Raw genomic sequence first — 26164 nt, forward strand, 5'->3', positions numbered from 1 at the left:
GTTTGTGGTCGCGGCGGGCCGTAGGCTGGTGCGCGTGTTGCGTTGGCGAGGTCTCGAGGACATCCCCGCGGACTGGGGTAGGTGTGTGGTCACGATCGGCGTGTTCGACGGAGTGCACCGCGGCCACGCCCAGTTGATCCATGCTGCGACGACAGCGGCGAAGGAGCGTGGCGTCCCCGCCGTGCTGATGACGTTCGACCCGCATCCGGCCGAGGTGGTGCGCCCCGGCACCCATCCGCCGCAGCTGACCACGTTGACCCGGCGTGCCGAGCTGGCCGAGCAGCTCGGCATCGACGTCTTCTGCGTCATGCCGTTCACCCCCGAACTCGCTTCGCGCTCTCCGAAGGATTTCGCCCACGACATCCTCGTCGAGACCCTGCACGCCGCCGACGTCGTGGTCGGCGACAATTTCACCTTCGGCAAGAAGGCCGCCGGGGACGTCACCAAACTCGCGGAACTGGGGCGCATGTTCGGCTTCGAGGTGCAGGCCATCTCACTGTTCGGTGAGCACGCGGTGACCTTCTCCTCGACCTACATCCGCTCCTGCGTCGCGGCGGGCGATGTCGAGGCCGCCGCCGAGGCGCTCGGACGCCCGCACCGGGTGGAAGGCGTGGTGGTGCGCGGTGACGGCCGTGGCCGCGAACTCGGCTATCCGACTGCCAACGTCGCGCCGCCGATGTACGCGGCGATACCCGCCGACGGGGTCTACGCGGCGTGGTTCTCGGTGTTGGGTGTCGGCCCCGTCGTCGGACAGGTCGAACCGGGGGAGCGCTATCAGGCCGCGGTGTCGGTCGGTACCAACCCGACGTTCTCCGGTCGGACCCGCACCGTCGAGGCGTTCGTCCTGGACACGAGTGCCGACCTCTACGGGCAGCACGTCGCCATCGATTTCGCGGGGCGACTGCGCGGAATGGTGAACTACCCCGACGTGGCAGACCTGATCACCGCGATCGCCGCCGACGTCGAGGACACACGACGGGTGCTGGCCGACTGGAGTTGACCGGCCGCGATTTGGGTCGCACCCGTTTGCGCTGGTAAAGTTGCCGATCGGCGTTGCTGCGGTCCGCGGTGGCGCGCCGACCGTCGAGACACCTGGGTGGGTGCCGGCGGGACCGAAGAACGCGGGACTGAGAATCCAGGAGTATCTCCATGGCACTGACTGCCGCCGAAAAGAAGGACATCCTCGCCGAATACGGGCTGCACGAAACCGACACCGGTTCGCCCGAGGCGCAGGTCGCGCTGCTGACCAAGCGCATCACCGATCTGACCGAGCACCTCAAGATGCACAAGCACGATCACCACAGCCGTCGTGGTCTGCTGCTGCTGGTGGGTCGCCGTCGTCGTCTGCTGAAGTACGTCGCGAAGGTGGACATCAACCGCTACCGCTCGCTGATCGAGCGCCTGGGTCTGCGTCGCTGATCCGGCAATTCTCTCAGGATCGGCCGCCCCCGCATCGCGGGGGCGGCCGAGTCGTTTCTGCAGGCCAGCCCGTGATGATAGGCTGGCAACTGATCGTTGCCGTGAAAGTCCTGCTGGACGTGACACTCGAGCAGATCGGTCCTCGGTAGTGGCCGCCGGAACCAGTTCCGACACAGGTTCCGGCCGCTTCGATCGAAGGCCGTCTGCAAACACCGGGATGCGCTTCGAACGCGTATCTCCCACGACCGGCACTTCTCTCATGGCTCCGTTCCGGGTCGGCTCTGCTGTCGCAGACGTCGCCACCTCTGCTGGGCGCAGACGTCACCGCAGAGCGTGGTGTGTTCGGCGAAGAGTTGATCCGCATCCGACCATTCGGCCACCGGACACCGGTGGCAACACGAAGGGATTCTTCCAACCACATGTCAGATGTGACCTCCACCGATGTCGCCGACTACGACGACACGATCACCGAGGCGACCGCCGTCATCGACAACGGCAGCTTCGGCACCCGCACCATCCGCTTCGAGACGGGCCGTCTCGCACTGCAGGCCGCCGGATCGGTGACCGCCTACCTCGACGACGAGACGATGCTGCTGTCGACGACCGCGGCGTCCAAGCAGCCGAAGGAGCACTTCGACTTCTTCCCGCTGACCGTTGACGTCGAGGAGCGCATGTACGCCGCGGGCCGCATCCCCGGCTCCTTCTTCCGTCGCGAGGGCCGCCCCTCCACCGACGCCATCCTGACCTGCCGCCTCATCGACCGTCCGCTGCGCCCGTCCTTCGTCGACGGCCTGCGCAACGAGATCCAGGTCGTCGTGACGGTCATGTCGCTCGATCCCAAGGACCTCTACGACGTCGTCGCGATCAACGCGGCGTCGGCATCCACCCAGCTCGCCGGGCTGCCGTTCTCCGGCCCCGTCGGCGGCGTGCGCGTCGCGCTCATCCCGACCGAGGAGAACAAGGCCGGCCAGTGGGTCGCGTTCCCGACCGTCGAACAGCTCGAAGGCGCCGTGTTCGACATGGTCGTCGCCGGCCGGATCGTGTCCGGTGAAGGCGATTCGGCCGACGTCGCCATCATGATGGTCGAGGCCGAGGCCACCGAGAACGTCATCGACATCGTCGCCGGCGGCGCACAGGCACCGACCGAGGCGATCGTCGCCGAGGGCCTCGAGGCCGCCAAGCCGTTCATCGCTCGCCTGTGCGAGGCACAGAAGTCCTTGGCGGCCGAGGCCGCCAAGGAGACCGGCGAGTTCCCGCTGTTCCCGCCGTACGAGTCCGACGCCTACGACGCCGTCGCCGGTGCTGCCTCCGAGCGGTTGGCGCAGGTGCTCACCATCGCCGGCAAGCAGGAGCGCGACGACAAGACCGACGAGCTCAAGTCCGACATCCTCGCCCAGCTCGGCGAGCAGTTCGAAGGCCGTGAGAAGGAGATCGGCGCCGCCTACCGCTCGCTCACCAAGAAGCTGGTACGCCAGCGCATCCTGACCGACCACTTCCGCATCGACGGCCGTGGCATCACCGACATCCGGTCGCTGTCGGCCGAGGTCGCCGTGATCCCGCGCGCCCACGGCAGTGCACTGTTCGAGCGTGGCGAGACCCAGATCCTCGGTGTCACCACGCTGGACATGGTCAAGATGGCTCAACAGATCGATTCGCTCGGACCCGAGACGTCCAAGCGGTACATGCACCATTACAACTTCCCGCCGTACTCGACCGGTGAGACCGGCCGCGTCGGTTCGCCCAAGCGCCGTGAGATCGGCCACGGTGCGCTCGCCGAGCGTGCCCTGGTGCCGGTGATCCCGAGCGTCGAGGAGTTCCCGTACGCGATCCGTCAGGTCTCGGAGGCGTTGGGCTCCAACGGTTCCACCTCGATGGGTTCGGTGTGCGCGTCGACCATGGCGCTGCTCAACGCCGGTGTGCCGCTGAAGGCGCCGGTCGCCGGTATCGCGATGGGTCTGGTGTCCGACACCGTCGACGGGGAGACCCGTTACGTGGCGCTGACCGACATCCTCGGTGCCGAGGATGCCTTCGGCGACATGGACTTCAAGGTCGCGGGCACCAAGGACTTCGTGACCGCGCTGCAGCTCGACACCAAGCTCGACGGAATCCCGAGCCAGGTGCTCGCGGGTGCGCTCAGCCAGGCAAAGGACGCCCGTCTGACCATCCTCGACGTGATGGCCGAGGCCATCGACGAGCCGGACGAGATGAGCCCGTACGCGCCGCGGATCACCACGATCAAGATCCCGATGGACAAGATCGGTGAACTGATCGGCCCGAAGGGCAAGACGATCAACGGCATCACCGAGGACACCGGCGCCAACATCTCCATCGAGGACGATGGCACCGTGTTCATCGGTGCTTCCGACGGCGAGTCCGCGCAGGCCGCGATCGACAAGGTCAACGCGATCGCGAACCCGCAGCTGCCCAAGGTGGGCGAGCGGTTCCTGGGCACGGTCGTCAAGACCACCGCCTTCGGTGCGTTCGTGTCGTTGCTGCCGGGTCGCGATGGGCTGGTGCACATCTCGAAGCTCGGCAAGGGCAAGCGGATCAACAAGGTCGAGGACGTCGTGAACGTCGGCTCCAAGCTCCGGGTGGAGATCGCCGACATCGACGACCGCGGCAAGATCAGCCTGGTGCCGGTCGACGACGAGGCCAAGAACGACGAGAAGGCCGGTTCCGACGACAAGGCAGAGGCGGCCACCGCCGACGCCTGATCTCCGGACACACCACGTGGCCCGTCACCCGATTCCGGGTGGCGGGCCACGTGCGTCTCGCGACTAACCTGGGCAGGAAACGTTCCGTCGAGTCAGCGAAGGGAGCCCTCTTGTCCGGTCCGGATCGTCCATCCGGCGACAAGCTCACCGTCGCCCGTCGGCGCGATCGCAGCGGTTCGGGCCCCGGGATCGTCGACGACCTGCTCGTCACCGCACCGGTCATCGGGTCGCCGGATATGACGGTCCGCGAGGCGGCGATGCTGATGACCGAACGCGGCCAGGATCACGTGGTGATCCCGTTGCCGGGCGGAGGCCATGGGCTGCTCACCGACGCGGATATCCGAGCCGGGGTCGTCGCGGCCGGACGCGACATCGACACAACCGTTCGCGAATTCGTCACCGGACCGGTGCCCGTGGTGCGCCGGGGGACCGCTGCGGTCGACGCGCTGACCGAACTGCTCGACCGCGACCTCACGGCCATGCCGGTGGTCGATCCGGCCGGGGCGGTGATCGGGGTGGTGGCCGCCGTCGACTTCGTCGCGGCGCCGGCCGGACCGGGTATGTCGTTGCGTGCACAGGTATCTCGCGCCGGCAGCGTCGACGATCTGCAGTCCCGGTCACGCCGCATCCCGTATCTGATGGCGGATATGGTGCGGCGCGAACAACCCGTGCACGAGATCACCGCTGTCGCGTCGCTGATCCACGACGCCGTGGTGCGTCGGGCACTGGAGTTGGTGCTCGATCATCATCCGGAGCTCGATCCCGGTTCGCTGACCTGGTTGTCGTTGGGCAGCAACGCTCGCCGTGAACCGGTGCTCACCTCCGACATCGACTCCGCGGTCGCGTTCGACGACGACGTTCCCGACGCCCAGATCACCGCCTATCGTGCCGCTTTCGGCGAGGTGGACGAGATCCTGGTCGGCGCGGGCCTCGCGATCGACCGCAACGGTGCCCTCGCCTCGAAACCGCTGTTCGCCCGCACGCATGCGCAGTGGCGACAGGCCGCCCGCGGGTGGCTGGACGCCCCGTTGGAGAACAAGGGCATGATCTTCACGTCGTTGCTGCTCGACGGTCGGCCGATCTGGGGAGATCAGGGGCTGACCGCGGTCGGCGAGGTTTTCGGCGAGCTTCGCGAGCACCGCGGGACACTGGGGGTGCTGCTGGCCGAGGCGCTGTCGTACAAGGCGCGGTTGCGATCGATGCGTGATGTGCTGACCCGCCGGGCCGACACATTCGAGATCAAGGAGCATGCGCTCACACCGCTGGTGAACATCGCGCGGTGGGCCGCACTCAGCGTCGGCTCCACCGCGCTCGACACCCGCTCGCGGCTGCGCGCTGCGGCGGGCAGCGCGATGCTCGGCGAAGCGCAGGCCGCCGAACTGATCGAGGTGTTCGACGTGTTGCAACGGGTTCGGCTGACCTACCAGGTGGCGCAGTTCGACCGTGGCGAGCAGGTGGGTGACACCCTGGACATGAAGCGGCTCTCGCCGCTGGATCGCAGCCTGGTTGCCCAGGCGATTCGCGAGATCGCCGGGGTGCAGCGCAGGATGGCCAACATGAGTCACTATCTACCGGTCACCGATCAGGGCGGCGACTGAATCGCATGTGTCTGATTCTGTTCGGCTGGAATGCCGTGCCCGGCCGCCGCCTCGTGGTCGCCGCCAACCGAGACGAGTTCCACGCGCGGCGCACGCGCGCACTGGCGCGCTGGCCGGACGTGCCGATCATCGGTGGCCGGGACCGGGAGGCCGGCGGCACCTGGATGGGTGTCCACGCCGACAACCCGTCGCGGGTTGCGATGGTCACCAACGTCCGCGATGGAACTCCCGCCGGAGCCGGTCAGCGCTCGCGCGGCGAGCTGCCGGTGGAGTTTCTGCTCGGCACCATGAGCCCGGCGGCGTTCGCCGAAGAACTCCGCACGCGCGCACAGGATTACGCACCGGTCAACGTCCTGGTCGCCGACGCCGACGAGTTCTGGTGGGCGACCAATTGGCCCCAGCCGCAGGTGCGGCGGGTTCCCGACGGTGTCCACGGTCTGTCCAACGGCGCCCTCGACAGTCAGTGGCCCAAGGTCGACCGTGGGCGAGCCGCGCTGTCCGACTTGCTGGTCGACGACGATCCCGACACCGTCGATCCGTACCTCGAGATGCTCGCCGACCGCCACCGCCCGGTCGACGACGCCCTACCCAGCACCGGTATCCCGCTTGATCGTGAACGCGACCTCTCGCCGATCTTCATCGACCTGCGCGGTTACGGAACGCGCGCGTCGACGGTGCTGCGCCTCGGCGACGACGGCCACGGCGACATCACCGAGCGGCGTTTCACCTACCGTGGACGTCGGCGCGGCACCACGACGATCCGGCTCTGACGAGCCCGTGGGTGCAGCTCGTGCCTACTCGACCAGCCGGTGGGCGCGTCTCAGAACGGAGCTGCGGCGACCGGGAGATCCAGCGCCTCGCCGACCTCGCGGGTGAACAGCTTGCCGTCGTGGGTGCTGAGGCCGGAGGCCAGGGCCGGGTCGGCGGCGCAGGCCTGCTCCCAACCCTGGTCGGCGAGACGCAGGACATAGGGGAGCGTCGCTCCGGTCAGTGCCAGAGTCGAGGTGCGCGCGACCGTGCCGGGCATGTTGGCGACGCAGTAGAACACGGCATCGTGCACGGTGAAGGTCGGGTCGTCGTGGGTGGTCGGACGCGAATCCTCGAAGCAGCCACCCTGATCGATGGCGATGTCGACGAGCACGGCGCCCGGCTTCATCTCGGCGACCAGGTTGTTGGACACCAGCACTGGGGCCTTGGCGCCGGGCACGAGCACCGCGCCGATGACGAGGTCGGCCTCGCGCACCGCCTCGGCGAGGGCCAGCGCCGTGCTGTAGCGGGTGTGCACGCGGCCGGCGAAGCGGGCGTCGATGGCGCGCAGCTTGGCGATGTCCACGTCGAACACGGTCACCTGCGCGCCCATCCCGACGGCGATCGTCGCCGCGTTGACCCCGCTCACGCCACCGCCGATCACGACGACGTTGGCCGGCTCGGTGCCGGGTACGCCACCCATCAGGACGCCACGCCCGCCCTCGGAGCGCATCAGGTGATAGGCGCCGACCTGTGGTGCCAGCCGTCCGGCCACCTCACTCATCGGGGCCAGCAGCGGCAGGGAGCCGTCGGCGGCGCGCACGGTCTCATAGGCGATCGACGTCGTCTTGGACTCCAGCAGCGCCTCGGTGCACGGGCGGCTCGCCGCAAGATGTAGGTAGGTGAACAGCGTCTGGCCTTCGCGCAGCAGCGGATACTCGGCGGCGATCGGCTCCTTCACCTTGAGCAGCAGGTCGGCCTGCTCCCACACCTGCTCGGCGGTCGACAGGATCTGGGCGCCGGCCGCTTTGAAATCGTTGTCGTGGATCGACGAGCCCTCGCCCGCGCCGGCCTGGATCACCACATCGTGACCGCGGTTGTGCAGCTCGGCCACACCGGCCGGGGTGATGGCAACGCGGTACTCGTTGTTCTTGATCTCGGTGGGGATGCCGACGCGCATGGGGATCTCCTGATGGTGGTAGGACTCGATCTGATGTGCCACAAGCGTGAAGGAACGTCGAAAATTGCGCAACAAATGTGTGGATAATTCTGTACTGTCGGGACAATAGCGTCAATTATCCGAAAAGAGGACCTATGGTGGCAGCGCAGCCGAAGAATGTTCGGGTCGGTGACCCCCAGCTCGACGACATCGACCGCACTCTGTTGCGACTTCTGCAGACCGACGCCCGCATGCCCAACAGCGAACTCGCCGTCCGGGCGGGGATTGCGGCGTCCACCTGCCACGGCCGCCTCCGTCGGCTGGTTGATCTCGGTGTGATCCGTGGCTTCTTCGCCGACGTGGACCCGGCCGCTGTGGGACGTCCGCTGCGAGCGATGGTCGCGGTGAGTCTGCAGTCGGACGCGCGCGGCGAGATCCGGCATTTCGTCGGAGAGATCGAACGGCACGACGAGGTGATCGACGTCTTCTTCCTCGCCGGTACCGACGACTACCTCCTGCATGTCGCGACCGCCGACACCGAGGCGCTGCGCCAGTTCGTGGAAATGCTCAACTCGCGCCGCGAGGTCGCCGGCACCACCACCTCACTCGTCTTCGAACACCGTCGCGGCGGTGCGCCGATCTTCTGATCGGTGCGGTTGACGGTCGCCGGGCGCCGCGAGGGCGACAACTACACTGACAGGTCGACGGACGACGAGAGGGACGAGATGGCAAGCGGAATCCGGGTCGGTGTGCTCGGCAGTGGGGGCAAGGTCGGACAGGCCATCGTGGCTGCGGTCGAGGCCGCCGACGACATGGATTTCACCGTGGGCGTCGACAAGGGTGACCCGCTGGAAGCCTTCACGGAGTCGAATACATCGGTGGTCGTCGACTTCACGCATCCGAGTGCGGTGATGGGGAACCTCGAGTTCCTCATCAACAACGGCATTCACGCCGTGGTGGGCACCACGGGATTCACCGAGGAACGCCTCGATCAGGTGCGCGGCTGGCTGGGCGACAATCCGGGTGTCGGCGTTCTCATCGCCCCGAACTTCGCGATCGGTGCGGTGCTGTCGATGCGCTTCGCAGCACAGGCGGCGCGGTTCTACGACTCGGTCGAGGTCATCGAGCTGCATCACCCGCACAAGGCGGATGCGCCGTCGGGCACTGCGTACCGCACGGCGAAGCTGATCGGTGAGGCGCGGGACAAGGCCGGTCTGGGGCCGAGTCCGGACGCCACCACCGACGAACTCGAGGGGGCCCGCGGGGGCGTGGTCGACGGCGTGCACGTGCATGCGGTCCGCCTGGCCGGTCTCGTCGCCCATCAGGAGGTGCTCCTCGGTACCGAGGGGGAGACGCTGACGATCCGGCATGACTCCATGGACCGCTCGTCCTTCGCGCCCGGCGTGCTGCTCGGGGTGCGAGAGATCGGCAGGCGTCCCGGGCTCACCGTGGGTCTGGAAGAACTGATGGATCTCTAGGACGGGTTCGTCATGGTTGCCGATCCCGCCCGCCGCGATGCCCGACCCATCGTCTGGATGATCGGGTTCCTCGTCGTCGCGCTCGTCGTCTATTTCGTCATCCTCGGTCAGCGCGGGTTCGACCTCATCTCGTCGGGCACCGTCGCCGGCGTCGGGGTGGGCATCGGCGTGCTGATCCTGCCGTTCATCGGTGCCTGGCTGATATTCGCGACGTTGCGCGCCGGCATCGAACACCAGCGGCTGGCCCGGATCATGGCCGACGAGGGCCGCGAGCTCGACGTCTCGGAGTTGCCCCGCATGCGGTCGGGCCGCATCGAGCGGGAGGCTGCCGACGACTTGTTCGCCGAGGTCAAGCAGGAGTGGGAAGCCGATCCGTCCGATTGGCACAACACGTACCGGATCGCCCGCGCCTACGACTACGCCGGGGACCGCAGTCGCGCCCGGCAGATGATGAAAAGAGCTGTCGCACAGTACAAGGGGGAGGAATGAGTACGCTCCTGATCGTCCACCACACCCCGTCGCCGCACTGTCAGGAGATGTTCGAGGCGGTGATCTCCGGCGCCACCGATCCGGCGATCGAAGGCGTGGAAGTCGTTCGGCGAGCGGCACTCTCGGTGACCGCAAGCGACATGCTGGCGGCCGACGGGTACATCCTCGGCACCCCGGCGAATCTCGGGTACATGAGCGGGGCGCTCAAGCACGCCTTCGACACCTGCTACTACCAGATCCTCGATTCGACGAAGGGGCGACCGTTCGGGTGCTACCTGCACGGCAACCAGGGAACCGAAGGTGCCGAGAAGGCGATCGAGTCGATCACCACCGGGCTCGGCTGGGTGAAGGCTGCCGAGACCGTGGTGGTGTCGGAGAAGCCCACGAAGGACGATCGTGAGGTGTGCTGGGAGCTGGGTGGCACGATCGCAGCGCAGCTGATGGAGTGATGCCGCCCATTGGGAACGGTATCAGAAAGAGCCCCTGACCTGCGCAGAGCAAACTTGTCGGTGCTGTGTCGTACCTTGGTTCCAGCAGGATGAGTTGAAGCGAAACGGGTGGGCGCGAACTTGCTGAAACCGGCCCCGGGGTCGGGTTCGTCACGGCGAGTGGCATATCGGAGAGATCCTGCGTTGTCGGTTGTGATCAATGTCGAGTCCGTGAAGGGTCCCTCGTGTCATCCGTGTTGTCCTCGCCGTCGCCGTGGCCGGAGTTGCCGCGTGACTATCTCGGTGGTGTGGATGCGGCATATCCGGATGAGGACCCGACCAACGAGATCCTGCTGGGGATGGCCGAGCTCGACCGTGGTCGCTCATATCTGGCGTATGCCGAGTATCAGTCGGTGGCAGCACTCTACGACCGCCTGGTCGCTGCGCGTGAAGATACCGACGGCTTCGTGGTGGACGGATTCGCCGACGCCGCAGCGCGAATCGCCAAACTCCGCGGGACCTCTCGTGGCGCCGCGGAAACACTGCTCAATGATGCGGTCGCGCTGCGAGACCGGCTGCCCGAGGTGTCGGAATGTTTGCGTGACGGCGTGATCGGACCGTGGCATGCCCAGAAAGCCATCAGCCGGACCGACCTGTTGGCCGAATCATCGGCAGCTCCGCTCGTCGACGCCGACATCGCGGAAACGTTGCGCAACAAGCGCGGCACATGGAGTAGGGCACGGTTCCGCGACATGATTGACCGCATCGTGTTTCGTCATGACCCGGACGCCGTGCGGGAACGTCGGGAGCAGGCGCTCGACGACCGCCGTATGTGGACGAACCCGCGGGAGGACGGTACCGCCGAGATCACTGGGGTGATGTCGGCGGAGAATGTGCGTATCGCCGCCGCGGCGGTGGCCGCACTGGCCGACAGCGTGTGTGAGCATGATCCGCGGACCAAGCCGCAACGGCAATCGGATGCCATGTTCGCGCTGTTGTCGGGCACCGCCTTCGAATGCGACTGCGGCCACGACGACTGCACTGCCGTCATCCCGGAGCCCGGGGTGGTGCCGCCGGTCGACAGCCGGGCGGTGCTGCATGTGGTCACCGACGAGGCCACGCTGAAGGGCACGGCCAACCATGTCGGCTACATGGACGGGCATGGTGTGATCTCGCCGGAGCATGTGCGAGATATCGCGGCTCGTGCCGACACGAAGGCGTCGTATCTGGTGCCGCCGAACACGGAACCGGAACCCGACGGCACGTTCACGCTGCCGGCGCATCTGCCGTCGGATCCGTATCGGCCGTCGGCCGCGTTGGACACCTTTATCCGGTTGCGGGACGGCTATTGCACCGAGCCCGGATGTCTGACGTCCGCGTGGCGCGGGGATCTCGATCATGTCGACGAGTACGACCATGCGTGTCCGCATCGTGGCGGACAGACCACCGAGGTGGGATTGAACGCCAAATGCCGCCCCGGACACCTGTTGAAGACCTTCGGTGACTGGATCGATGACCAATGGCGCGACGACGACGGGCGGCTGGTCACCGAGTACATCACCCCCGAAGGACTGGTGCTGCCCGGCGAGGCCGAAACCCAGGAAGATCTGTTTCCCGGACTACGCCGCATCCGCTTCACCGCACCCGCCCAAGCCCCACCCCGACACACCACCGGTCAGATCGAACCCCGCACCCGCGTCCGCACACGGGTGGCGAACAAACACGCCCGCAGACGCGCCGAACGCGCCCGCAACCGCAAACGCGTCACCGCCGCCGGCCCACCGCCGTTCTAGCGTCGCCCTCCCGCAGGGCCCTGCCACTCGTCCAGAACCGCTGTCACGTCTGTGCTTGTTGCAGCCAGCGGCGTCCGCATCGTCGAGCGAGAGAACCGTGGTGCCGGAGCGGGCTGCGTCATGCCCTCGACCTCGACATAGCTGGCACGCTCCGTGGCGTACGGATGCTTGGCGGATTCACCGAAGTCGAGAACCGGTGTGACGCAGGCATCGACGCCGTCGAACACCGACTCCCATTCGGCGCGGGTCCTGGACGCGAAACGCGCGGCGAGCGTCTGCGTGAGTCCGGGCCACGACGCACGATCCCACCGGTCCGGCGGATCGTCCACCTCGAGGGTGTCGATCAGCCTGTGCCAGAAGATGTCTTCCAGGGCGCCGACGGCGATGTATCCCCCGTCGGCGCAGGCGTAGGTGGTGTAGAAGGGTGCTGAACCGTCGAGCAGATTGCCGTCGGCCCGATCCGCCCAGCGGCCGGCGGCTTTCCACGACCACTGCAGTGCGCCGAGGACGCCGGCGCCATCGGTCATCGCCACGTCAATGACCTGTCCGCGGCCGGAGCTGTGCCGCTCATGCAGTGCGGCAAGCACTCCCACCACCAAGAACATCGAGCCACCACCGAAGTCGGCCACCAGTGACAGCGGTGGAACCGGTGGGCGGTCGGCCGGACCCATCGCATTCAACAGGCCGGTGACGGCCAGGTAGTTGATGTCGTGGCCCGCCGCCAGCGCGTACGAGCCGGACTGCCCCCAGCCGGTCATCCGGGCATAGATCAGCTGGGGTGCGGCTGCTGCCAGGGCGTCGGGCCCCAACCCCAACCGTTCCATCACACCCGGCCGATAGCCTTCGACGAGCACATCCGCCCCGGCGATCAGTTCCCGCACCCGCGAGATGTCGTCGGCGTCCTTGAGATCGGCCTCGACGACCCGTCGACCCCGCCACATGCCGGCGTCTGCGTCGGGGACACCGTCCGGCGACGCAGATCCTCCCGGCCGGCGGATCTGGACGACGTCGGCCCCGAGGTCGGCGAGCATCATGCACGAGTGCGGGGTCGGTCCGAGGCCGAGCATCTCGACGACCCGCACGCCGGTCAACGGTCCGCTCATCGAGCGTCCCCGCGGTGATGCAGGATGCCGCACACGGCGAAATCGACATAATCCGCGACGAGCTGATCGACATTCTGGTCGTCTCGTAGCCACCAGCTGATGCCGTTCATCAGGTCCAGCACCGCGATCGCCGACTGCCCGGCATCGCGCACCCTGAACTGCCCGGCGCGGGCTCCCGCGGCGATCACGTCGCGCACCCGCCGTTGGTAATACTTGCGGTAGTCGGTGACCACCGCGCGGTGCTCGGGCGACAACGCTGACAGCTCGCGCAAGCTCACCAGATGCTCCACCCGATGCGTGGCGAGATGACGGATGTGCACCTCGATCAACGCGGTCAACCGCTGCGCCGGCGAGCCCTCGGCGTCGAGGACCAGCAGGTGTTCTTGCGGGTCCTTCGTCATTTGCAGGGCAATCGCGTAGAGGATCTCCTCCTTCGAATGGAAGTGGTTGTACAGACTCGCGCCCTTGATCCCGACCGCCTGAGCGATGTCACGCATGCCGGCGTTGTTGTAGCCGTGCTCGGCGAAATACTCCGCAGCAGCGGTGATGATCTCGTCCCGACGCAGCCGGGTCCGGGTGCCACGCGGTGGTACCGATTCGGCGTCGTCGAGCGGCGCGGCCGACTCGGCCCCCGCATTCACATCCATCAACCCTTTCCGAACTGTTTCCGCAGCTCACGCTTGAGTAGCTTCCCCTGGGGATCGGTGGGCAGTTCCGACACCAGGTGCACCGTCTTGGGGATCTTGTACGAGGCCAGGTCGTTTCGACAGTACTGCCGCAGATCCTCGGCGGTGGGGCTCGCCCCGTCCTGCAGCACGACGAATGCCGTGACGGCCTCCGACCAGTAGTCGTCGGGCAGACCGACCACCGCCGCTCGCAACACGTCGGGATGGCTTTGCAGGGTGCGTTCGACCTCTTGTGACGAGACATTGAACCCGCCGGTCTTGATCATGTCTTTGCGACGATCGCGGAAGAACAGATTGCCGTCCTCGTCCACACGGACGATGTCCCCGGTGTGCACCCACCCGTCGGCCAGGACTTCGGCGGTCCGCTCGGGATCCTTGTGGTAGCCGAGCATCACCGACGGTGTCCGGCACAGCAGTTCACCCTCGGATGCATCCTCGCCATTGGCGTCCACCACGCGGATCTCCAGATGCCCGACGGGCTTGCCGATCCATGTCGGGTCGTGGTCGGGGACGTCCTCGAGCCGCGTGAACCAGCCGACCGAACCCAATTGGGTGAGCTCGGACTGGCCCCAGTAGGTGCCCCACACCGATGCGGGGCTGGCATTGGCCCATGCGTCGATGGCGAACGGGGACACCTGACCGCCGTAGGTGAGGCAGCGACGCACGGTGCCGACGGTGTCCGGTCCGAAGTCCTCGTGGTTGGCGAGCGCGATGAAGAATGTCGGGGTCTGCGCGAGCACCGAGATGGACTCGTCACGAATGAGCTTCAGCGACGTCCCCGGGTCGACCGAGGCAGGCAGCACCAACGTCGCGCCGAGCAACGTCAACGAGGTGAGCGACCCGATTCCGGCGATGGTGTGAAACGGCATGACATAGAGCCACACATCGTCGGGCAGACAGCGCAGCCCCCACGTGTAGGCCGGGGCAGTGGAGATCAGGTAGTTGCGGTGCGCGATCTCCACACCTTTGGGCGTCGACTCGGTGCCGGAGGTGTAGACGATCATGGCGAGGTCGTGTTCGTCGACGTCGGCGATCGGTTCATCCTCGGGGGCGTCGGCCACCAGTGCCTCGAATGCCCGCGATGCGGGATCGGGCGAGTCGCCGACGACGATCACCTGCGCACCGGCGCGTTCGGCCACCGGGCCGGCGACCGCAACATGTTCGGCCGCAACGACGAGGACCGCGGGCTGCAGATGATCGATCTGCTGGGCGATCTCCCGCTCACCGAACAGTGCACTGATGCCGGAGTAGAACGCGCCGACCTTGAGCGCGCCGTAGTAGGCGATCACCGATTCCACGCGGTTGCGGCTCATCACGGCCACCCCGTCGCCGCGCCTGACGCCCATGGCCTGCAGCACATGCGCGAAGCGGTTGGCCCGTCGGTTCAGCTCTCCGTAGGTGGTGGCCTGCCGAGATCCGTCCGCGCCATAGGAGATGATCGCCGTCTTGTTGCCCTGGGTCTGGGCCAGGCGGCGGAGCTGATCGCCGATGGTCGCCCGACCCAGCGTCGAACGCTGTACGTCGGTGAGCTGCCGCACGGTCTCGTCTCGCGTGGGTGCGCTCATGCGAACATCGGGGTGTCGAAGCGGTCCAGGAACGCGATCTGCTCGACCGGGGTACGGGTGAGTTTGCGCGGGAAGCCGTCCCGCGGGTAGCCGACCGCGATGTGGGCGGCGGTGATATAGCCGTCCGGAATGTTGAGCAGTTCCTTGACGGCGGGCTCCTCGGCGCACAGCAGGGTGGTCAATGCCGTCGCCACACCCTGTTCGCGCAGCGCAAGGGTGAGGTTTTGGACGGTTGGGTAGATCGATGCACCGCCGACGACCGACAGCCGACCCAGCTCGTGATCGGTCGGGTGCAGACCCTCGGACTCCGCGCACACCACGATCATCACCGGGACGTCGGCCAGGTTGTGGGCGAAGTTGTTGGCGGACTCGACGGTCTTGGGCACCGCCCCGACCGCCTTGCTGCCCTCGATCACCGCGGCGTAATAGCCCTCCCAGTAGGGGAGGTAGAGCTCGGCCAGGCGCTTCTTGGTCTCGGCATCACGCACCGCGACCCAGCGCACCGGCTGGCGATTTCCGCCCTGCGGCCCGAACCGCGCGTTGTCGAACGCCTGGTACAGGACCTCGTCGGACACGTACTCGTCGCTGAAATATCGGCAGGTACCGGTCGACCGCATTGCCTCACTGAGTTCCATCCGCAGCTCTCCTTGTTTTGATTGCACTAACCACAGTTAGCATGATGCGGATCACAGTTGCACGGCACTTGCAGGACTGTCAAGAGCAATAGCACGCATATTGATCGGTCTTGACGAAACGAAACTAACCATGGTTAGCATTGCTCATGTCGAGTGTCACCGAACGCAGCCTCGCTCCCGTCGACGTCGCCCGTCTGCGCGACGCCACGCGCGCCGGCAACATCCCCACCCTGATCGCCACGTTGGTCGAGATGACCGGGGATGAGCGGTGGCTGTCGGAGCGCTACCGTCCGACCCGGCCGCGGGGAATGGACGACAACCGAACAGGTGGGCTGGACCCGGAGATCCGCGATGAGATCTGCGATGCGGTCGTGAAAGCGGTGTGCGCGTGGCACGCCGCCGGTGCGCCGCCGCGCCGGGCGATGAGTGAGCCGGAGATCGCTGCCGTGCTGGACTTCACCGCCGGCGAGTCGGTGCCGCACGAATTCAGTCCGATGATGGCCGAGATCGTGCGAGGTGCGCGTGAATCGGACCCGGTCCCGCGGACCGTGCCGGCGGCCGAGGCGGGTCACCTCACCGCGATCGTGATCGGAGCCGGTGTCGCAGGCATGTTGATGTCGGTGCAGCTGAGCGAGGCCGGGGTCGAGCACGTGGTGCTGGAGAAGAACGACGACGTGGGTGGCTCCTGGTGGGAGAACCGCTATCCGGGTGCCGGCGTCGATACTCCCAGCTACCTGTATTCGATCTCGTCGTTCGAGCATCATTGGTCGACGCATTTCGGTAAGCGCGACGAGGTGCAGGGGTACCTGGCCGCCTACGCCGACGAACACCGGTTGCGCGAGCGCATCCGCTTCGGGGTCGAGGTCGAGTCGGCAGCCTATGACCCGGCCGACCAGCACTGGACGGTCACCGCGCGCGATCGCGCCGGCGCAACCGCAACGCTGCGGGCTCGGTTGGTGATCAGCGCAGTGGGGTTGCTCAATCGCCCCAAGATCCCGGCGTTGCCCGGCATGGACGAGTTCGGCGGACGCATCTTCCATTCTGCACAGTGGCCGGCCGAACTCGACGAACCCGGCGCGTTGACCGGCAAGCGCGTGGCGATCGTCGGCTCCGGTGCCAGCGCGATGCAGATCGGACCGGCCATCGTCGACGACGTCGAGTCGCTGACCGTCTTCCAGCGCTCACCGCAGTGGATCGCCCCGAACGGCGACTACTTCGCGCCGGTCGGTGACGACGTGCACTGGCTGATGGTTCACGTTCCGGGATACCGGGAATGGTATCGCGCGCGATTGTCCTGGATCTTCAACGACAAGGTTCATCCCACACTGCAGGTCGATCCGGAGTGGCCAGAGCAGACGGCGTCGATCAATGCGGCCAACCACGGTCACCGCGGGTTCTACCTCCGCTATCTGCGCGACCAACTCGGTGACCGCGAGGACCTGATCGAACTCTCGACTCCGGACTATCCCCCCTTCGGCAAGCGGATGCTGCTCGACAACGGGTGGTATGCGATGCTGCGCCGCGACAACGTCGAACTCGTGCCGCGCGCAGTCCGGGAGGTGACGCGGTCCGGGCTCGTCGACACCGATGGCACCGCACGCGATTTCGACATCATCGTGCTGGCCACCGGGTTCCACAGCGACCGGTTTCTGTATCCGATGGATGTGCGGGGCCGCAGTGGCCGCTCGACCGTCGAGGTGTGGGGAGAGAACGACGCGTTCGCCTACCTCGGTATCACGGCGCCCGACTTTCCCAACCTGTTCGTGCTGACCGGGCCCAACACGGCGCTCGGACACGGCGGGAGCTTCATCAGCATCCTCGAATACCAGGTCCGCTACGTGTCCGACGCGATAGCTCTGATGGCACACGAGCACCTCGGGGCCCTCGAGGTTCGCCACGATGTCACGGCCGACTACAACCGGGCCGTCGACGAGGCGCACGCCCGCATGGTGTGGACGCATCCGGCGATGACCAACTGGTACCGCAACGACGACGGCCGGGTGGTGGCGGTGTTGCCGTGGCGGATCATCGACTATTGGACGATGACCCGCGCGGTCGATCGCGAGGATTTCGTCAGCGAACCCGCAACCGATGTGCCGGCGGGCGCGGTCGGCTGACCGCTGGGGGCGGCGAACACGAGACGCCGAGGGTGCGTCTGCCCATTGTATTTCGGAAATATAGATGTTTGTTCTCACGCATTAACGTGCGCGAAACGCTCGACCGGTAACCGCGAAACACAGCCTTCTTAGCGTCTTTAGGGAGACGAAAGAACCCCGAATCGTCGAGGAGATGTGCATGGCAACCGATTCGTCCCAGTTGACCCCCGGGGTCCACACCGGGCCGGCAGGAACGTCGATCATCAAGAAGTCGTATCACCCACGGCTGACCAACGAGGACCTTGCGCCCCTCGTCGAGCAGAAGTGGAACTGGTACAACATCTTCGCCTTCTGGATGGCCGACGTGCACAGTGTCGGCGGCTACGTGACCGCGGGTGCCCTGTTCGCGCTCGGCCTGACCAGTTGGCAGGTCTTCGTCTGCCTGATCGTCGGCATTTGCATCGTGCAGGCCATGTGCAACCTGGTGGCCAAACCCAGCCAGGTGCACGGCCTGGCGTATCCGGTTGTCGCTCGCGTCGCATTCGGTGTGCTCGGGGCCAACATCGCGGCGATCATCCGCGGCAGCATCGCCATCGCGTGGTACGGCGTGCAGACGTTCCTGGCCGCGGGCGCCCTGACCATCATGATTCTCAAGCTGTTCCCGGGCCTCGGCGACTACGCGACCGACGCGCACACCTTCCTCGGCTTGTCCTATGTGGGCTACCTGAGCTTCGCCATCCTCTGGGTCCTGCAGGCGCTCGTCTTCTGGAAGGGCATGGAGATGGTGCGGTGGCTCTGTGACGTCAGTGGGCCGCTGATCTACGCCATGATGTTCATGCTGTGCATCTACATGATGGCCCGCGCCGACTGGCAGATCAGTCTCGACCTGACCATCAACGATTTGCAGTTGTCGGTCGGCCAACAGCTGGCCGCGATGGCCGGCGCGATCGCGCTGGTGGTCTCGTACTTCGCCGGGCCGATGCTCAACTTCGGCGACTTCTCCCGCTACGCGAAGTCGTACAAGCAGCTCAAACTGGGCAACTTCATCGGACTGCCGATCAACTTCATCGTCTTCTCGCTGCTGGTCGTGCTCACCGCCTCGGCGACCCTGCCGGTGTTCGGCGAGTTGATGACCAACCCCATCGACACGGTCGCCGCCATCGACACCTACTTCGCGGTGCTGCTGGGCGGGTTCGCCTTCGTGCTCGCCACCATCGGCATCAACATCGTGGCGAACTTCGTCGCACCGGCCTTCGACTTCTCCAACGTCAACCCGCAGAAGATCAGCTGGCGGACCGGCGGAATGATCGCCGCCTGCGGTTCGGTCATTCTCATGCCGTGGAATTGGTACAACAACGACGAGGCGATCCTGTGGACCCTCGGCATCCTGGGCGCACTCATCGGGCCGCTGTTCGGCATCCTGATCGCCGACTACTACCTGATCCGCAAGCAGCATGTGGTGGTCGATGACCTCTTCTCCATGGAGGAAGGCGGTACCTACTGGTACCAGAAGGGCTTCAACCCCGTCGCCGTCAAGTCGGTGATCGTCGGTGGCGCGGCCTCCATCAGTTCCGTCGTTCTGCCCGAACTCGTGTCCGCGGTGTCGTGGCTCGGTCAGTACAGCTGGTTCGTCGGCTGCATCGCCGCGTTCGTCGCGTACGTGTTGTTCGCACGGAGCGCAGGTATGCACCTGGCCGCGGCCGAGGAGATGGCACACGCGAAGGCCACCGCCGATATCGAGGTTTCCGCTGACGGCACCGTCGCACCGTCCGACGCTACCGAGGTGACCACCGCCAAGCCGGTCGAGTAGGCAATTCGGGCCTCACCACCCGGTGGTCTCTCCTCTGACGGGAGCCCCGGGTGGTGAAATCCGCTGGTCCGGCTCGGCGGGGGTCCGTTTCGACGTAGCGTGTCCGACATGGCGAATGATGAGTCGGGGACGTCGGCGGGCGACGGCGAGCGGATCCGTGCGATGGATGCCGTCTTCGTCGACGCCGAGGAGCCGGGGCCGTCGGTCGCCATCGGGTCGGTGATCGTGGCCGACGGCCCGGCGCCGACCCTGCAGGAGACACGCGATTTCGTCGCCTCCCGCATCGCATTGACTCCCCGGCTTCAGCAGCGAATCGTGCCGTCGTCGTTGCGGATCAGGCGGCCGGTGTGGGAGCACGCCGAAGCCGACCTGACCCATCACATCCGGGAGATCGACCTCGGCGGCGACGGCGGTGATGCCGCGCTCGAGCAGGCGGTGTCGCGCATCATGGAGATCCCGCTCGATTTCGAACGCCCGCTGTGGGACATGCATCTGCTCACCGGTCTGGCCGACGGCTTCGGAATGGTGACCAGGGTGCATCATGTGGTGGCCGACGGACAGGGCTCGGTGTTGATGTTGGGCCATTTGCTCGACACGGATGCCGCCGGGACCACCACACTCACCGATGCCCTCCTCGGCGCGGGCCGCGAGCTCGCGCCGAGCGTCGGTACGGGAGGGTCGCCGCGGGATCATCTGGTCGCCTCGGTCGCGGACGGTGGAGACCGGTTGATGCGTGCGCTGCGTACGTCGCTCCACCCGGGTGAGGCGGCCACGGCGGTGGTCGACGCCGGGCGCAGAGCGGGGGAACAGTTCGCCAGCGCCGCCGAGGCAGTCCGTACGTGGACCGCGCCGCGGTTCGGTTCGCTGATCGGCGGCTCACCCGGTGTCCGGCGCCATTGGCATATGGTGCGGATGCCGATCGCCGACGTGAAGGCGGTCAAGAACGCGTTCGGCTGCACGCTCAACGACGTCGTCATGGCGATGGTTTCCGGCGGATACGGGCTGATGATGCAACGCCGTGCGAAACCGACCGACGGGAAATACCTCAAGGTCGTGATCCCGGTCTCGGTCCGGGCACCCTTCGATGTGTCCTCGAACAACCAGGTGTCCGGGCTGCTCACCCAGCTGCCGGTGAGTGGGACGGCGGTCGAGCGACTGACCTGGATCACCGATCACATCAACAAGGTGAAGCATTCCGGTGAGGCCGAGTCGGTCAAGGTCATCACAGATATGTTCAACGTCGCTCCGGCCGCCATCCAGACGGTGGCGGTCCGCCACCGCGGACCACTGCCGGAGTGGATGGTCGACACACTCGTCACCAACGTCCCCGGTCCGCCCTTCCCGACCTACTACCAGGGCAGGCGGGTGCGGCAGATGCTGCCCATCGTCGCACTCGGCCGTCCGTTGTGGTGCCTTGTCGCCGTCCTGTCGTTCGACGGAGAACTGAGCTTCGGAATCTCGACCGGGGAAGGTGGGGAGCAGGCCGGTCGCGACATCCGTGAGGGCATCCGGCAGACCCTGGCGGAGCTGCAGACGGCGTCGGGGTGAAGGGCGTGTGGGGTGAATGCCGCAGTGTGCGTGCGGTCGAGTTGGGTTGTTCGCTCGATGTCCGAGCGGACGTGACGTCCTAGCGTCAGGGTCACGGGATCGACCGACCCGACGGAGGTGTGGACGATGGCCGGCGTAACGGCTCATGAGACCGAGACCCTGGTGATCGGCGGCGGTCAGGCGGGACTGGCGATGGCGCAGCAGCTGATACGTCGAGGTCGTCACTGTCTGGTCGTCGACCGGAACGATCGAGTGGGTGACGCATGGCGGCAGCGGTGGGATTCGCTGCAACTGTTCACGTCGAACCGCTACAACGGACTGCCGGGGATGCCGTTTCCCGGTTCGCGATCGTCGTATCCGAACAAGGATGAGGTGGCCGATTACCTGGAGGCATACGCTGCGCGATTCGCTGTGCCGATCCGGACCGGCGTCAACGTCGATCGTCTGTCCCACCGTGACTCGCGTTTCGCGGCCGTTGCCGGCGACGAGGTGTTCCTCGCCGACGCGGTGGTGGTGGCGACCGGTGCATATCGCACGCCACGCGTGCCCGATGTCGCACCCGAACTCCGTTCCGACATCACGCAACTGCACTCCAGTGGCTACCGCAATCCGTCGCAGCTGCGACCCGGCGGTGTGTTGGTGGTGGGTGCGGGCAATTCGGGAGCGGAAATCGCGCTCGAGTTGTCCCGCGGGACCCGCGTCTGGCTGTCCGGACGCGACACCGGCCATGAGCCAACGAGCAGGGGCACGATCCCCGACCGGATGATGATGCCGCTGATGTGGTTTGCCGCCACGCATGTGCTCACGGTCGGTACGCCGATCGGTCGCCGGGCGCGCGACCATTTCTTGCACCCGCCGAAGGGCATACCGTTGGGCGGCATTCGTCCCCGTGGGCTGGCCAAGGCGGGCATCGAGCGGGTCGCGCGGGTGGCCGGAGTGCGTGAAGGCCGGCCCGTTCTCGCCGACGGGACAGTGCTCGACGTCGCCAACGTCGTGTGGTGCACCGGCTTCGACCCGGACCTCTCGTGGATCGACCTGCAGGTGATCCTCGACGACGGGTATCCGAGACACGATCGCGGCGCGATCACGACCGAGCCGGGTCTGTACTTCATCGGCCTGCCGTTCATCCGGGCGCTGAGTTCCGCGCTTCTCGGTGGAGTCGGCCGCGATGCCGCCGACATCGCGGCTCGGATCGACGAGCTTCTCGGCTCGGTGCGCTCGACCGCACTGAGGTGACGTCCGGCGAAAGCCGGCGAGTCGGCGTACGCCGCGTTCCGGCAGACCGTACCGGGGACCTAGACTGGCATCGTGAGTACGGCCATCCGAGACATCACGCCGACCGGCGGTACCCCGACTCCGTACGAGGATCTGCTACAGCTGGTCCTCGACACCGGCACGCCCAAGGCGGATCGCACGGGCACGGGTACCCGGAGCCTGTTCGGACACCAGTTGCGCTACGACCTGTCGGCCGGCTTCCCGCTGATCACCACCAAGAAGGTGCATCTGAAGTCGATCATCTACGAGCTGCTGTGGTTCCTGCGGGGCGACTCAAACGTGCGGTGGCTGCAGGACCGCGGCGTCACCATCTGGGATGAATGGGCCGACGCCGATGGTGATCTCGGACCGGTCTACGGGGTGCAGTGGCGCAGCTGGCCGACGCCGTCCGGTGAGCACATCGACCAGATCTCGGCGGCGCTCGACCTCCTCCGGACCAACCCCGACTCACGTCGCAACATCGTGTCGGCCTGGAACGTCGGCGAGATCCCGCAGATGGCGCTGCCGCCGTGTCACGCGTTCTTCCAGTTCTACGTCGCCGACGGCAAGCTCTCCTGCCAGCTGTATCAGCGCAGCGCGGACCTGTTCCTCGGGGTTCCGTTCAACATCGCCTCCTACGCCCTGCTCACCCACATGATGGCGCAACAGGCCGACCTCGATGTCGGCGAGTTCGTGTGGACCGGCGGAGACTGCCACATCTACGACAACCACGTCGATCAGGTGCGGTTGCAGCTCTCGCGCGACCCCTATCCCTATCCGGCCCTCGAACTGCGGCGCGCGACGTCGATCTCCGACTACGAGTTCGACGACATCGCGGTGGTGGGTTACGAGTCGCATCCGGGCATCAAGGCGCCGGTGGCGGTCTGAGATGGCCACCTCCGTCACACTGCTCTGGGCGCAGGACCGCGTCGGCGCCATCGGTCGCGGCAACGACATCCCGTGGCACGTACCCGAGGACATGCGACGGTTCCGCGAGCTCACGGGCACCGCGCCTGTGGTGATGGGGCGTCGGACGTGGGAGTCGTTGCCGGACCGCTTCCGGCCGCTGCCCGGGCGCCGCAATGTGGTGATCACCCGCTCGACGACGTTGATCGCCGAGGGTGCAGACGTGGTCCACACCATCGACCAGGCTCTGGCGTCGGTCGACGGGCCGGTGACCGTGATCGGCGGTGGCCAGATCTACGAGGTCGCGATGGCCCATGCGTCCAATGTGCGCGTCACCGAGATCGACATGCTGGTGGAGTCGGCGGACACCTTCGCCCCGGAGATCGATCCCTATGTGTGGGACACGGTCGAGACCGGGGAGTGGCTGACGTCCTCGACCGGTACTCGGTACCGTTTCGTCGACTACGTCCGGCACGCGCTCGTGCACGGATGACACGGACCCTCTCGGTCGCGCAGGCGCGCCGAATCGCGCTGGCCGCACAAGGGTTCACCGATCGGCGGCCGTCGGGCGAGCCGACCATGGCGCATCTGCGGCGCGTCGTGGGCCGGACCCGGCTGATCCAGATGGATTCGGTCAACATCGCGGTCCGGGCGCACTACATGCCGCTGTTCAGTCGACTCGGCGGCTACGACCGTCAACTCCTGGACCGGGCGGCCTGGCAGCCGCGACGCGGTCAACGGCTGCTGACGGAGTACTGGGCGCACGAAGCGGCGTTGATCCCGATCGAGGACTGGCCGCTGTTCGGCTGGCGCAGAGACGAATTCCGCGACGGACGCTATCGCTTCACGCGCGAGGTGATGCGGGACAGTCGTGACCTCGCCCGCGACGTGCGCGACATCATCGCCGAGCACGGTCCGAGCACCCCCAAGCAGATCGAGGACCTGCTGGGGATCGAGCGTTCCGCGGGCCTGCCCGGCGGGTGGTGGCACCGCGGTGAGGTGAAACACGTGTGCGAGGCGATGTTCGCCGCCGGGGTGCTGTCGGCCGTGCGCAACGCGAACTTCGTACGCCACTACGACCTCGCCGAACGCGTCATCGGTGCGTCAGTCGACCAGCACGTGGATCGTGCCGACGCACACCGCGAGCTGACCGCGCGGGCCGCCCGGGCGCTCGGGGTCGCCACCGTGGCAGATCTGGCGGACTACTACCGAACCAAGACCGCCGATGTGCGGCCGGCCGTCGAGGATCTCGTCGACGCGGGCGTGTTGACGCCGGTCACCATCCCGGGTTGGCGCGATCCGGCGTATCTGCATGCCGACGCGCGGCTGCCACGGCGGGTGGACCGCAGCGCGATCCTGTCGCCGTTCGATCCGCTGGTCTTCTATCGGCCCCGTGCCGAGCGGCTCTTCGACTTCCACTACCGCATCGAGATCTACGTGCCCGAACACAAACGGGTGCACGGCTACTACGTTCTGCCGTATCTGATGGGCGACGACATCGTGGCACGCGTCGATCTCAAGGCGGACCGTCGGGAACGTGCCCTGCGGGTGCTCGGGGCGTTCGTCGAAGCCGATCATCCGAGAGCGGCTGTGGCGCAACGGCTGGCACACGACCTCGGTGAGATGGCGGGGTGGCTCGACCTGGACGCCGTCGTGGTGGGACGGCGCGGGGATCTGGCCGGTGCGCTGCGCGCCGAGGTCGCGCTCACCTGACAGGTCAGTTGATCCGGACGACCATCTTGCCGGTGTTCGCACCGCGCATCAGACCCAGGAAGGCGTCCACCGAGTTCTCGATCCCGTCCACGACGGTCTCGTCGTGGACCACCTCGCCGTCGGCGAACCAGGCGCCCATCTCGCGGTTGAAGTCGGCGGCCTGATCGAAGTAGTGGCCGATGGTGAAGCCGGTGAGCGTGAGGCCCCGGGTGATGATGTTGGCCATGTTCGACGGTCCGGGCGTGCGGCTGGTCGCGTTGTACTGGGCGATCGCGCCGCACAGCGCGGCACGTCCGCCGTCGTTGAACGAATCGAGCGCGGCTTCGAGGTGATCGCCTCCGACATTGTCGAAGTAGACGTCGATACCGTCGGGTGCCGCCTCGCGCAACTGTTTACGGACCGGACCGTCCTTGTAGTCGAACGCCGCGTCGAAGCCGTAGCGGTCGGTCAACAGCGCCACCTTCTCGGCCGACCCCGCTGACCCGATCACCCGCTTCGCGCCCTTGAGGTGCGCGATCTGGCCCACCGCGGTGCCCACGGCACCGGCCGCTCCGGAAACGAACACGGTGTCGCCGGGGGCCATCTTCGCAATCGTCAGCAGTCCGACATACGCGGTGAGGCCGGTCATGCCCAGCACGCCGAGATACACCGACGACGACGCGCCCGCCGGCGGCTCCGGGAGTGCCCGGAAGCCGGCGGCGTCTTCCTGGACGATGTCGCGCCATCCGTATTGATGGCTGACCAGCGTGCCGACCGGCAGTTCGTCGACAGTCGTCTCGACGACGCGTCCCACCGCACCGCCGGTCATCGTCTCGTCGAGCCGAAACGGCGGAATGTAGCTGCGGGTGTCGATCATCCGACCCCGCATATAGGGGTCGACCGAGATGAACTCGTTGCGCACGCGTACCTGCCCCGGCGCAAGGTCTCCGTACTCGACTGTCGCCGTGCGGAAATCGTCCGGTGTGGGCCACCCGTGTGGACGGCTGACGAGCTGGATCTGGGTACTGGTGTGCGACATCGGAC

The 26164-nt window shown here is 66.7% G+C and carries 23 protein-coding genes; 17 read left to right on the forward strand and 6 right to left on the reverse strand.

Annotated elements, in window-relative coordinates:
* The first annotated feature begins 34 nt into the window (after positions 1-34).
* From NWF22_RS20880 to NWF22_RS20900, 5 genes are all read left to right on the forward strand, one after another.
* On the forward strand, positions 35-1000 hold the full coding sequence (locus tag NWF22_RS20880; RefSeq protein ID WP_160902575.1) for a bifunctional riboflavin kinase/FAD synthetase: 966 nt from the start codon (positions 35-37) through the stop codon (positions 998-1000).
* Between the two features lie 149 nt (positions 1001-1149).
* Positions 1150-1419, forward strand: a complete 270-nt coding sequence (gene rpsO, locus NWF22_RS20885) for a 30S ribosomal protein S15 (protein WP_160902574.1) — start codon at positions 1150-1152, stop codon at positions 1417-1419.
* A gap of 419 nt (positions 1420-1838) precedes the next feature.
* Positions 1839-4133 carry a polyribonucleotide nucleotidyltransferase gene (locus NWF22_RS20890; RefSeq protein ID WP_160902573.1) on the forward strand — a complete coding sequence of 765 codons (2295 nt, stop codon included), beginning with the start codon at positions 1839-1841 and terminating at the stop codon, positions 4131-4133.
* A gap of 110 nt (positions 4134-4243) precedes the next feature.
* Positions 4244-5731, forward strand: a complete 1488-nt coding sequence (locus NWF22_RS20895; RefSeq protein ID WP_160902572.1) for a putative nucleotidyltransferase substrate binding domain-containing protein — start codon at positions 4244-4246, stop codon at positions 5729-5731.
* Positions 5732-5736: 5 nt separating this feature from the next.
* Complete coding sequence (locus NWF22_RS20900) at positions 5737-6501, forward strand: NRDE family protein (protein WP_160902571.1); 765 nt, start codon at positions 5737-5739, stop codon at positions 6499-6501.
* 50 nt (positions 6502-6551) lie between these two features.
* On the opposite strand, the gene ald is transcribed toward NWF22_RS20900, so the two are convergent.
* Positions 6552-7658 (reverse strand): alanine dehydrogenase, encoded by a 1107-nt coding sequence (gene ald, locus NWF22_RS20905; RefSeq protein WP_160902820.1) that lies wholly within the window; start codon positions 7656-7658, stop codon positions 6552-6554.
* Between the two features lie 137 nt (positions 7659-7795).
* Here ald and NWF22_RS20910 point away from each other — a divergent pair, with 137 nt between their 5' ends.
* The 5 genes from NWF22_RS20910 (at position 7796) to NWF22_RS20930 (ending at position 11825) form a co-directional block, all read left to right on the forward strand.
* Complete coding sequence (locus NWF22_RS20910; protein WP_160902819.1) at positions 7796-8284, forward strand: Lrp/AsnC family transcriptional regulator; 489 nt, start codon at positions 7796-7798, stop codon at positions 8282-8284.
* A gap of 78 nt (positions 8285-8362) precedes the next feature.
* Positions 8363-9115, forward strand: a complete 753-nt coding sequence (gene dapB, locus NWF22_RS20915) for a 4-hydroxy-tetrahydrodipicolinate reductase (protein ID WP_160902570.1) — start codon at positions 8363-8365, stop codon at positions 9113-9115.
* A 12-nt stretch (positions 9116-9127) separates the two neighbouring features.
* Positions 9128-9604 carry a hypothetical protein gene (locus tag NWF22_RS20920; protein WP_160902569.1) on the forward strand — a complete coding sequence of 159 codons (477 nt, stop codon included), beginning with the start codon at positions 9128-9130 and terminating at the stop codon, positions 9602-9604.
* Complete coding sequence (locus tag NWF22_RS20925) at positions 9601-10053, forward strand: flavodoxin family protein (RefSeq protein WP_160902568.1); 453 nt, start codon at positions 9601-9603, stop codon at positions 10051-10053. The genes NWF22_RS20920 and NWF22_RS20925 overlap by 4 nt, the downstream gene beginning before the upstream one ends.
* A 224-nt stretch (positions 10054-10277) precedes the next feature.
* A complete protein-coding gene (locus tag NWF22_RS20930) occupies positions 10278-11825 on the forward strand; it encodes a DUF222 domain-containing protein (protein WP_160902567.1) in 1548 nt (515 codons plus the stop codon).
* On the opposite strand, the gene NWF22_RS20935 is transcribed toward NWF22_RS20930, so the two are convergent.
* Genes NWF22_RS20935 through NWF22_RS20950 form a run of 4 tightly spaced genes read right to left on the reverse strand, consistent with a single transcriptional unit; the run spans position 11822 to position 15814 of the window.
* Entirely contained in the window at positions 11822-12928 is a 1107-nt protein-coding gene (locus NWF22_RS20935; RefSeq protein ID WP_160902566.1) for a CaiB/BaiF CoA transferase family protein, read from the reverse strand. The genes NWF22_RS20930 and NWF22_RS20935 overlap by 4 nt on opposite strands.
* Positions 12925-13575: a TetR/AcrR family transcriptional regulator gene (locus tag NWF22_RS20940; protein WP_160902565.1), complete on the reverse strand. Its 651-nt coding sequence runs from the start codon at positions 13573-13575 to the stop codon at positions 12925-12927. Before NWF22_RS20940 ends, NWF22_RS20935 begins: the two co-directional genes overlap by 4 nt.
* Positions 13575-15179 carry a class I adenylate-forming enzyme family protein gene (locus tag NWF22_RS20945; RefSeq protein ID WP_160902564.1) on the reverse strand — a complete coding sequence of 535 codons (1605 nt, stop codon included), beginning with the start codon at positions 15177-15179 and terminating at the stop codon, positions 13575-13577. Before NWF22_RS20945 ends, NWF22_RS20940 begins: the two co-directional genes overlap by 1 nt.
* Complete coding sequence (locus NWF22_RS20950) at positions 15176-15814, reverse strand: nitroreductase family protein (protein WP_160902563.1); 639 nt, start codon at positions 15812-15814, stop codon at positions 15176-15178. The genes NWF22_RS20945 and NWF22_RS20950 overlap by 4 nt, the downstream gene beginning before the upstream one ends.
* A 146-nt stretch (positions 15815-15960) precedes the next feature.
* Here NWF22_RS20950 and NWF22_RS20955 point away from each other — a divergent pair, with 146 nt between their 5' ends.
* From NWF22_RS20955 to NWF22_RS20985, 7 genes are all read left to right on the forward strand, one after another.
* Positions 15961-17931, forward strand: a complete 1971-nt coding sequence (locus NWF22_RS20955) for a flavin-containing monooxygenase (protein WP_160902562.1) — start codon at positions 15961-15963, stop codon at positions 17929-17931.
* A 178-nt stretch (positions 17932-18109) separates the two neighbouring features.
* Positions 18110-19720 carry an NCS1 family nucleobase:cation symporter-1 gene (locus tag NWF22_RS20960; protein ID WP_202398603.1) on the forward strand — a complete coding sequence of 537 codons (1611 nt, stop codon included), beginning with the start codon at positions 18110-18112 and terminating at the stop codon, positions 19718-19720.
* A gap of 108 nt (positions 19721-19828) precedes the next feature.
* The gene (locus NWF22_RS20965) at positions 19829-21268 is read left to right on the forward strand and encodes a wax ester/triacylglycerol synthase domain-containing protein (RefSeq protein WP_160902560.1); all 1440 of its coding nucleotides are present in this window, start codon (positions 19829-19831) and stop codon (positions 21266-21268) included.
* A 126-nt stretch (positions 21269-21394) separates the two neighbouring features.
* On the forward strand, positions 21395-22504 hold the full coding sequence (locus NWF22_RS20970) for a flavin-containing monooxygenase (protein ID WP_160902559.1): 1110 nt from the start codon (positions 21395-21397) through the stop codon (positions 22502-22504).
* Between the two features lie 72 nt (positions 22505-22576).
* Positions 22577-23410 (forward strand): thymidylate synthase, encoded by an 834-nt coding sequence (locus NWF22_RS20975; protein ID WP_160902558.1) that lies wholly within the window; start codon positions 22577-22579, stop codon positions 23408-23410.
* A 1-nt stretch (position 23411) separates the two neighbouring features.
* Complete coding sequence (locus tag NWF22_RS20980; RefSeq protein ID WP_160902557.1) at positions 23412-23921, forward strand: dihydrofolate reductase; 510 nt, start codon at positions 23412-23414, stop codon at positions 23919-23921.
* On the forward strand, positions 23918-25141 hold the full coding sequence (locus NWF22_RS20985) for a winged helix-turn-helix domain-containing protein (protein ID WP_160902556.1): 1224 nt from the start codon (positions 23918-23920) through the stop codon (positions 25139-25141). The genes NWF22_RS20980 and NWF22_RS20985 overlap by 4 nt, the downstream gene beginning before the upstream one ends.
* A 4-nt stretch (positions 25142-25145) precedes the next feature.
* Here NWF22_RS20985 and NWF22_RS20990 read toward each other — a convergent pair whose 3' ends face one another.
* The gene (locus NWF22_RS20990; protein ID WP_160902555.1) at positions 25146-26159 is read right to left on the reverse strand and encodes an NADP-dependent oxidoreductase; all 1014 of its coding nucleotides are present in this window, start codon (positions 26157-26159) and stop codon (positions 25146-25148) included.
* Positions 26160-26164: the final 5 nt, after the last annotated feature.

This window comes from Gordonia mangrovi (assembly GCF_024734075.1).
GTDB classification, from domain to species: Bacteria; Actinomycetota; Actinomycetes; order Mycobacteriales; family Mycobacteriaceae; genus Gordonia; species Gordonia mangrovi.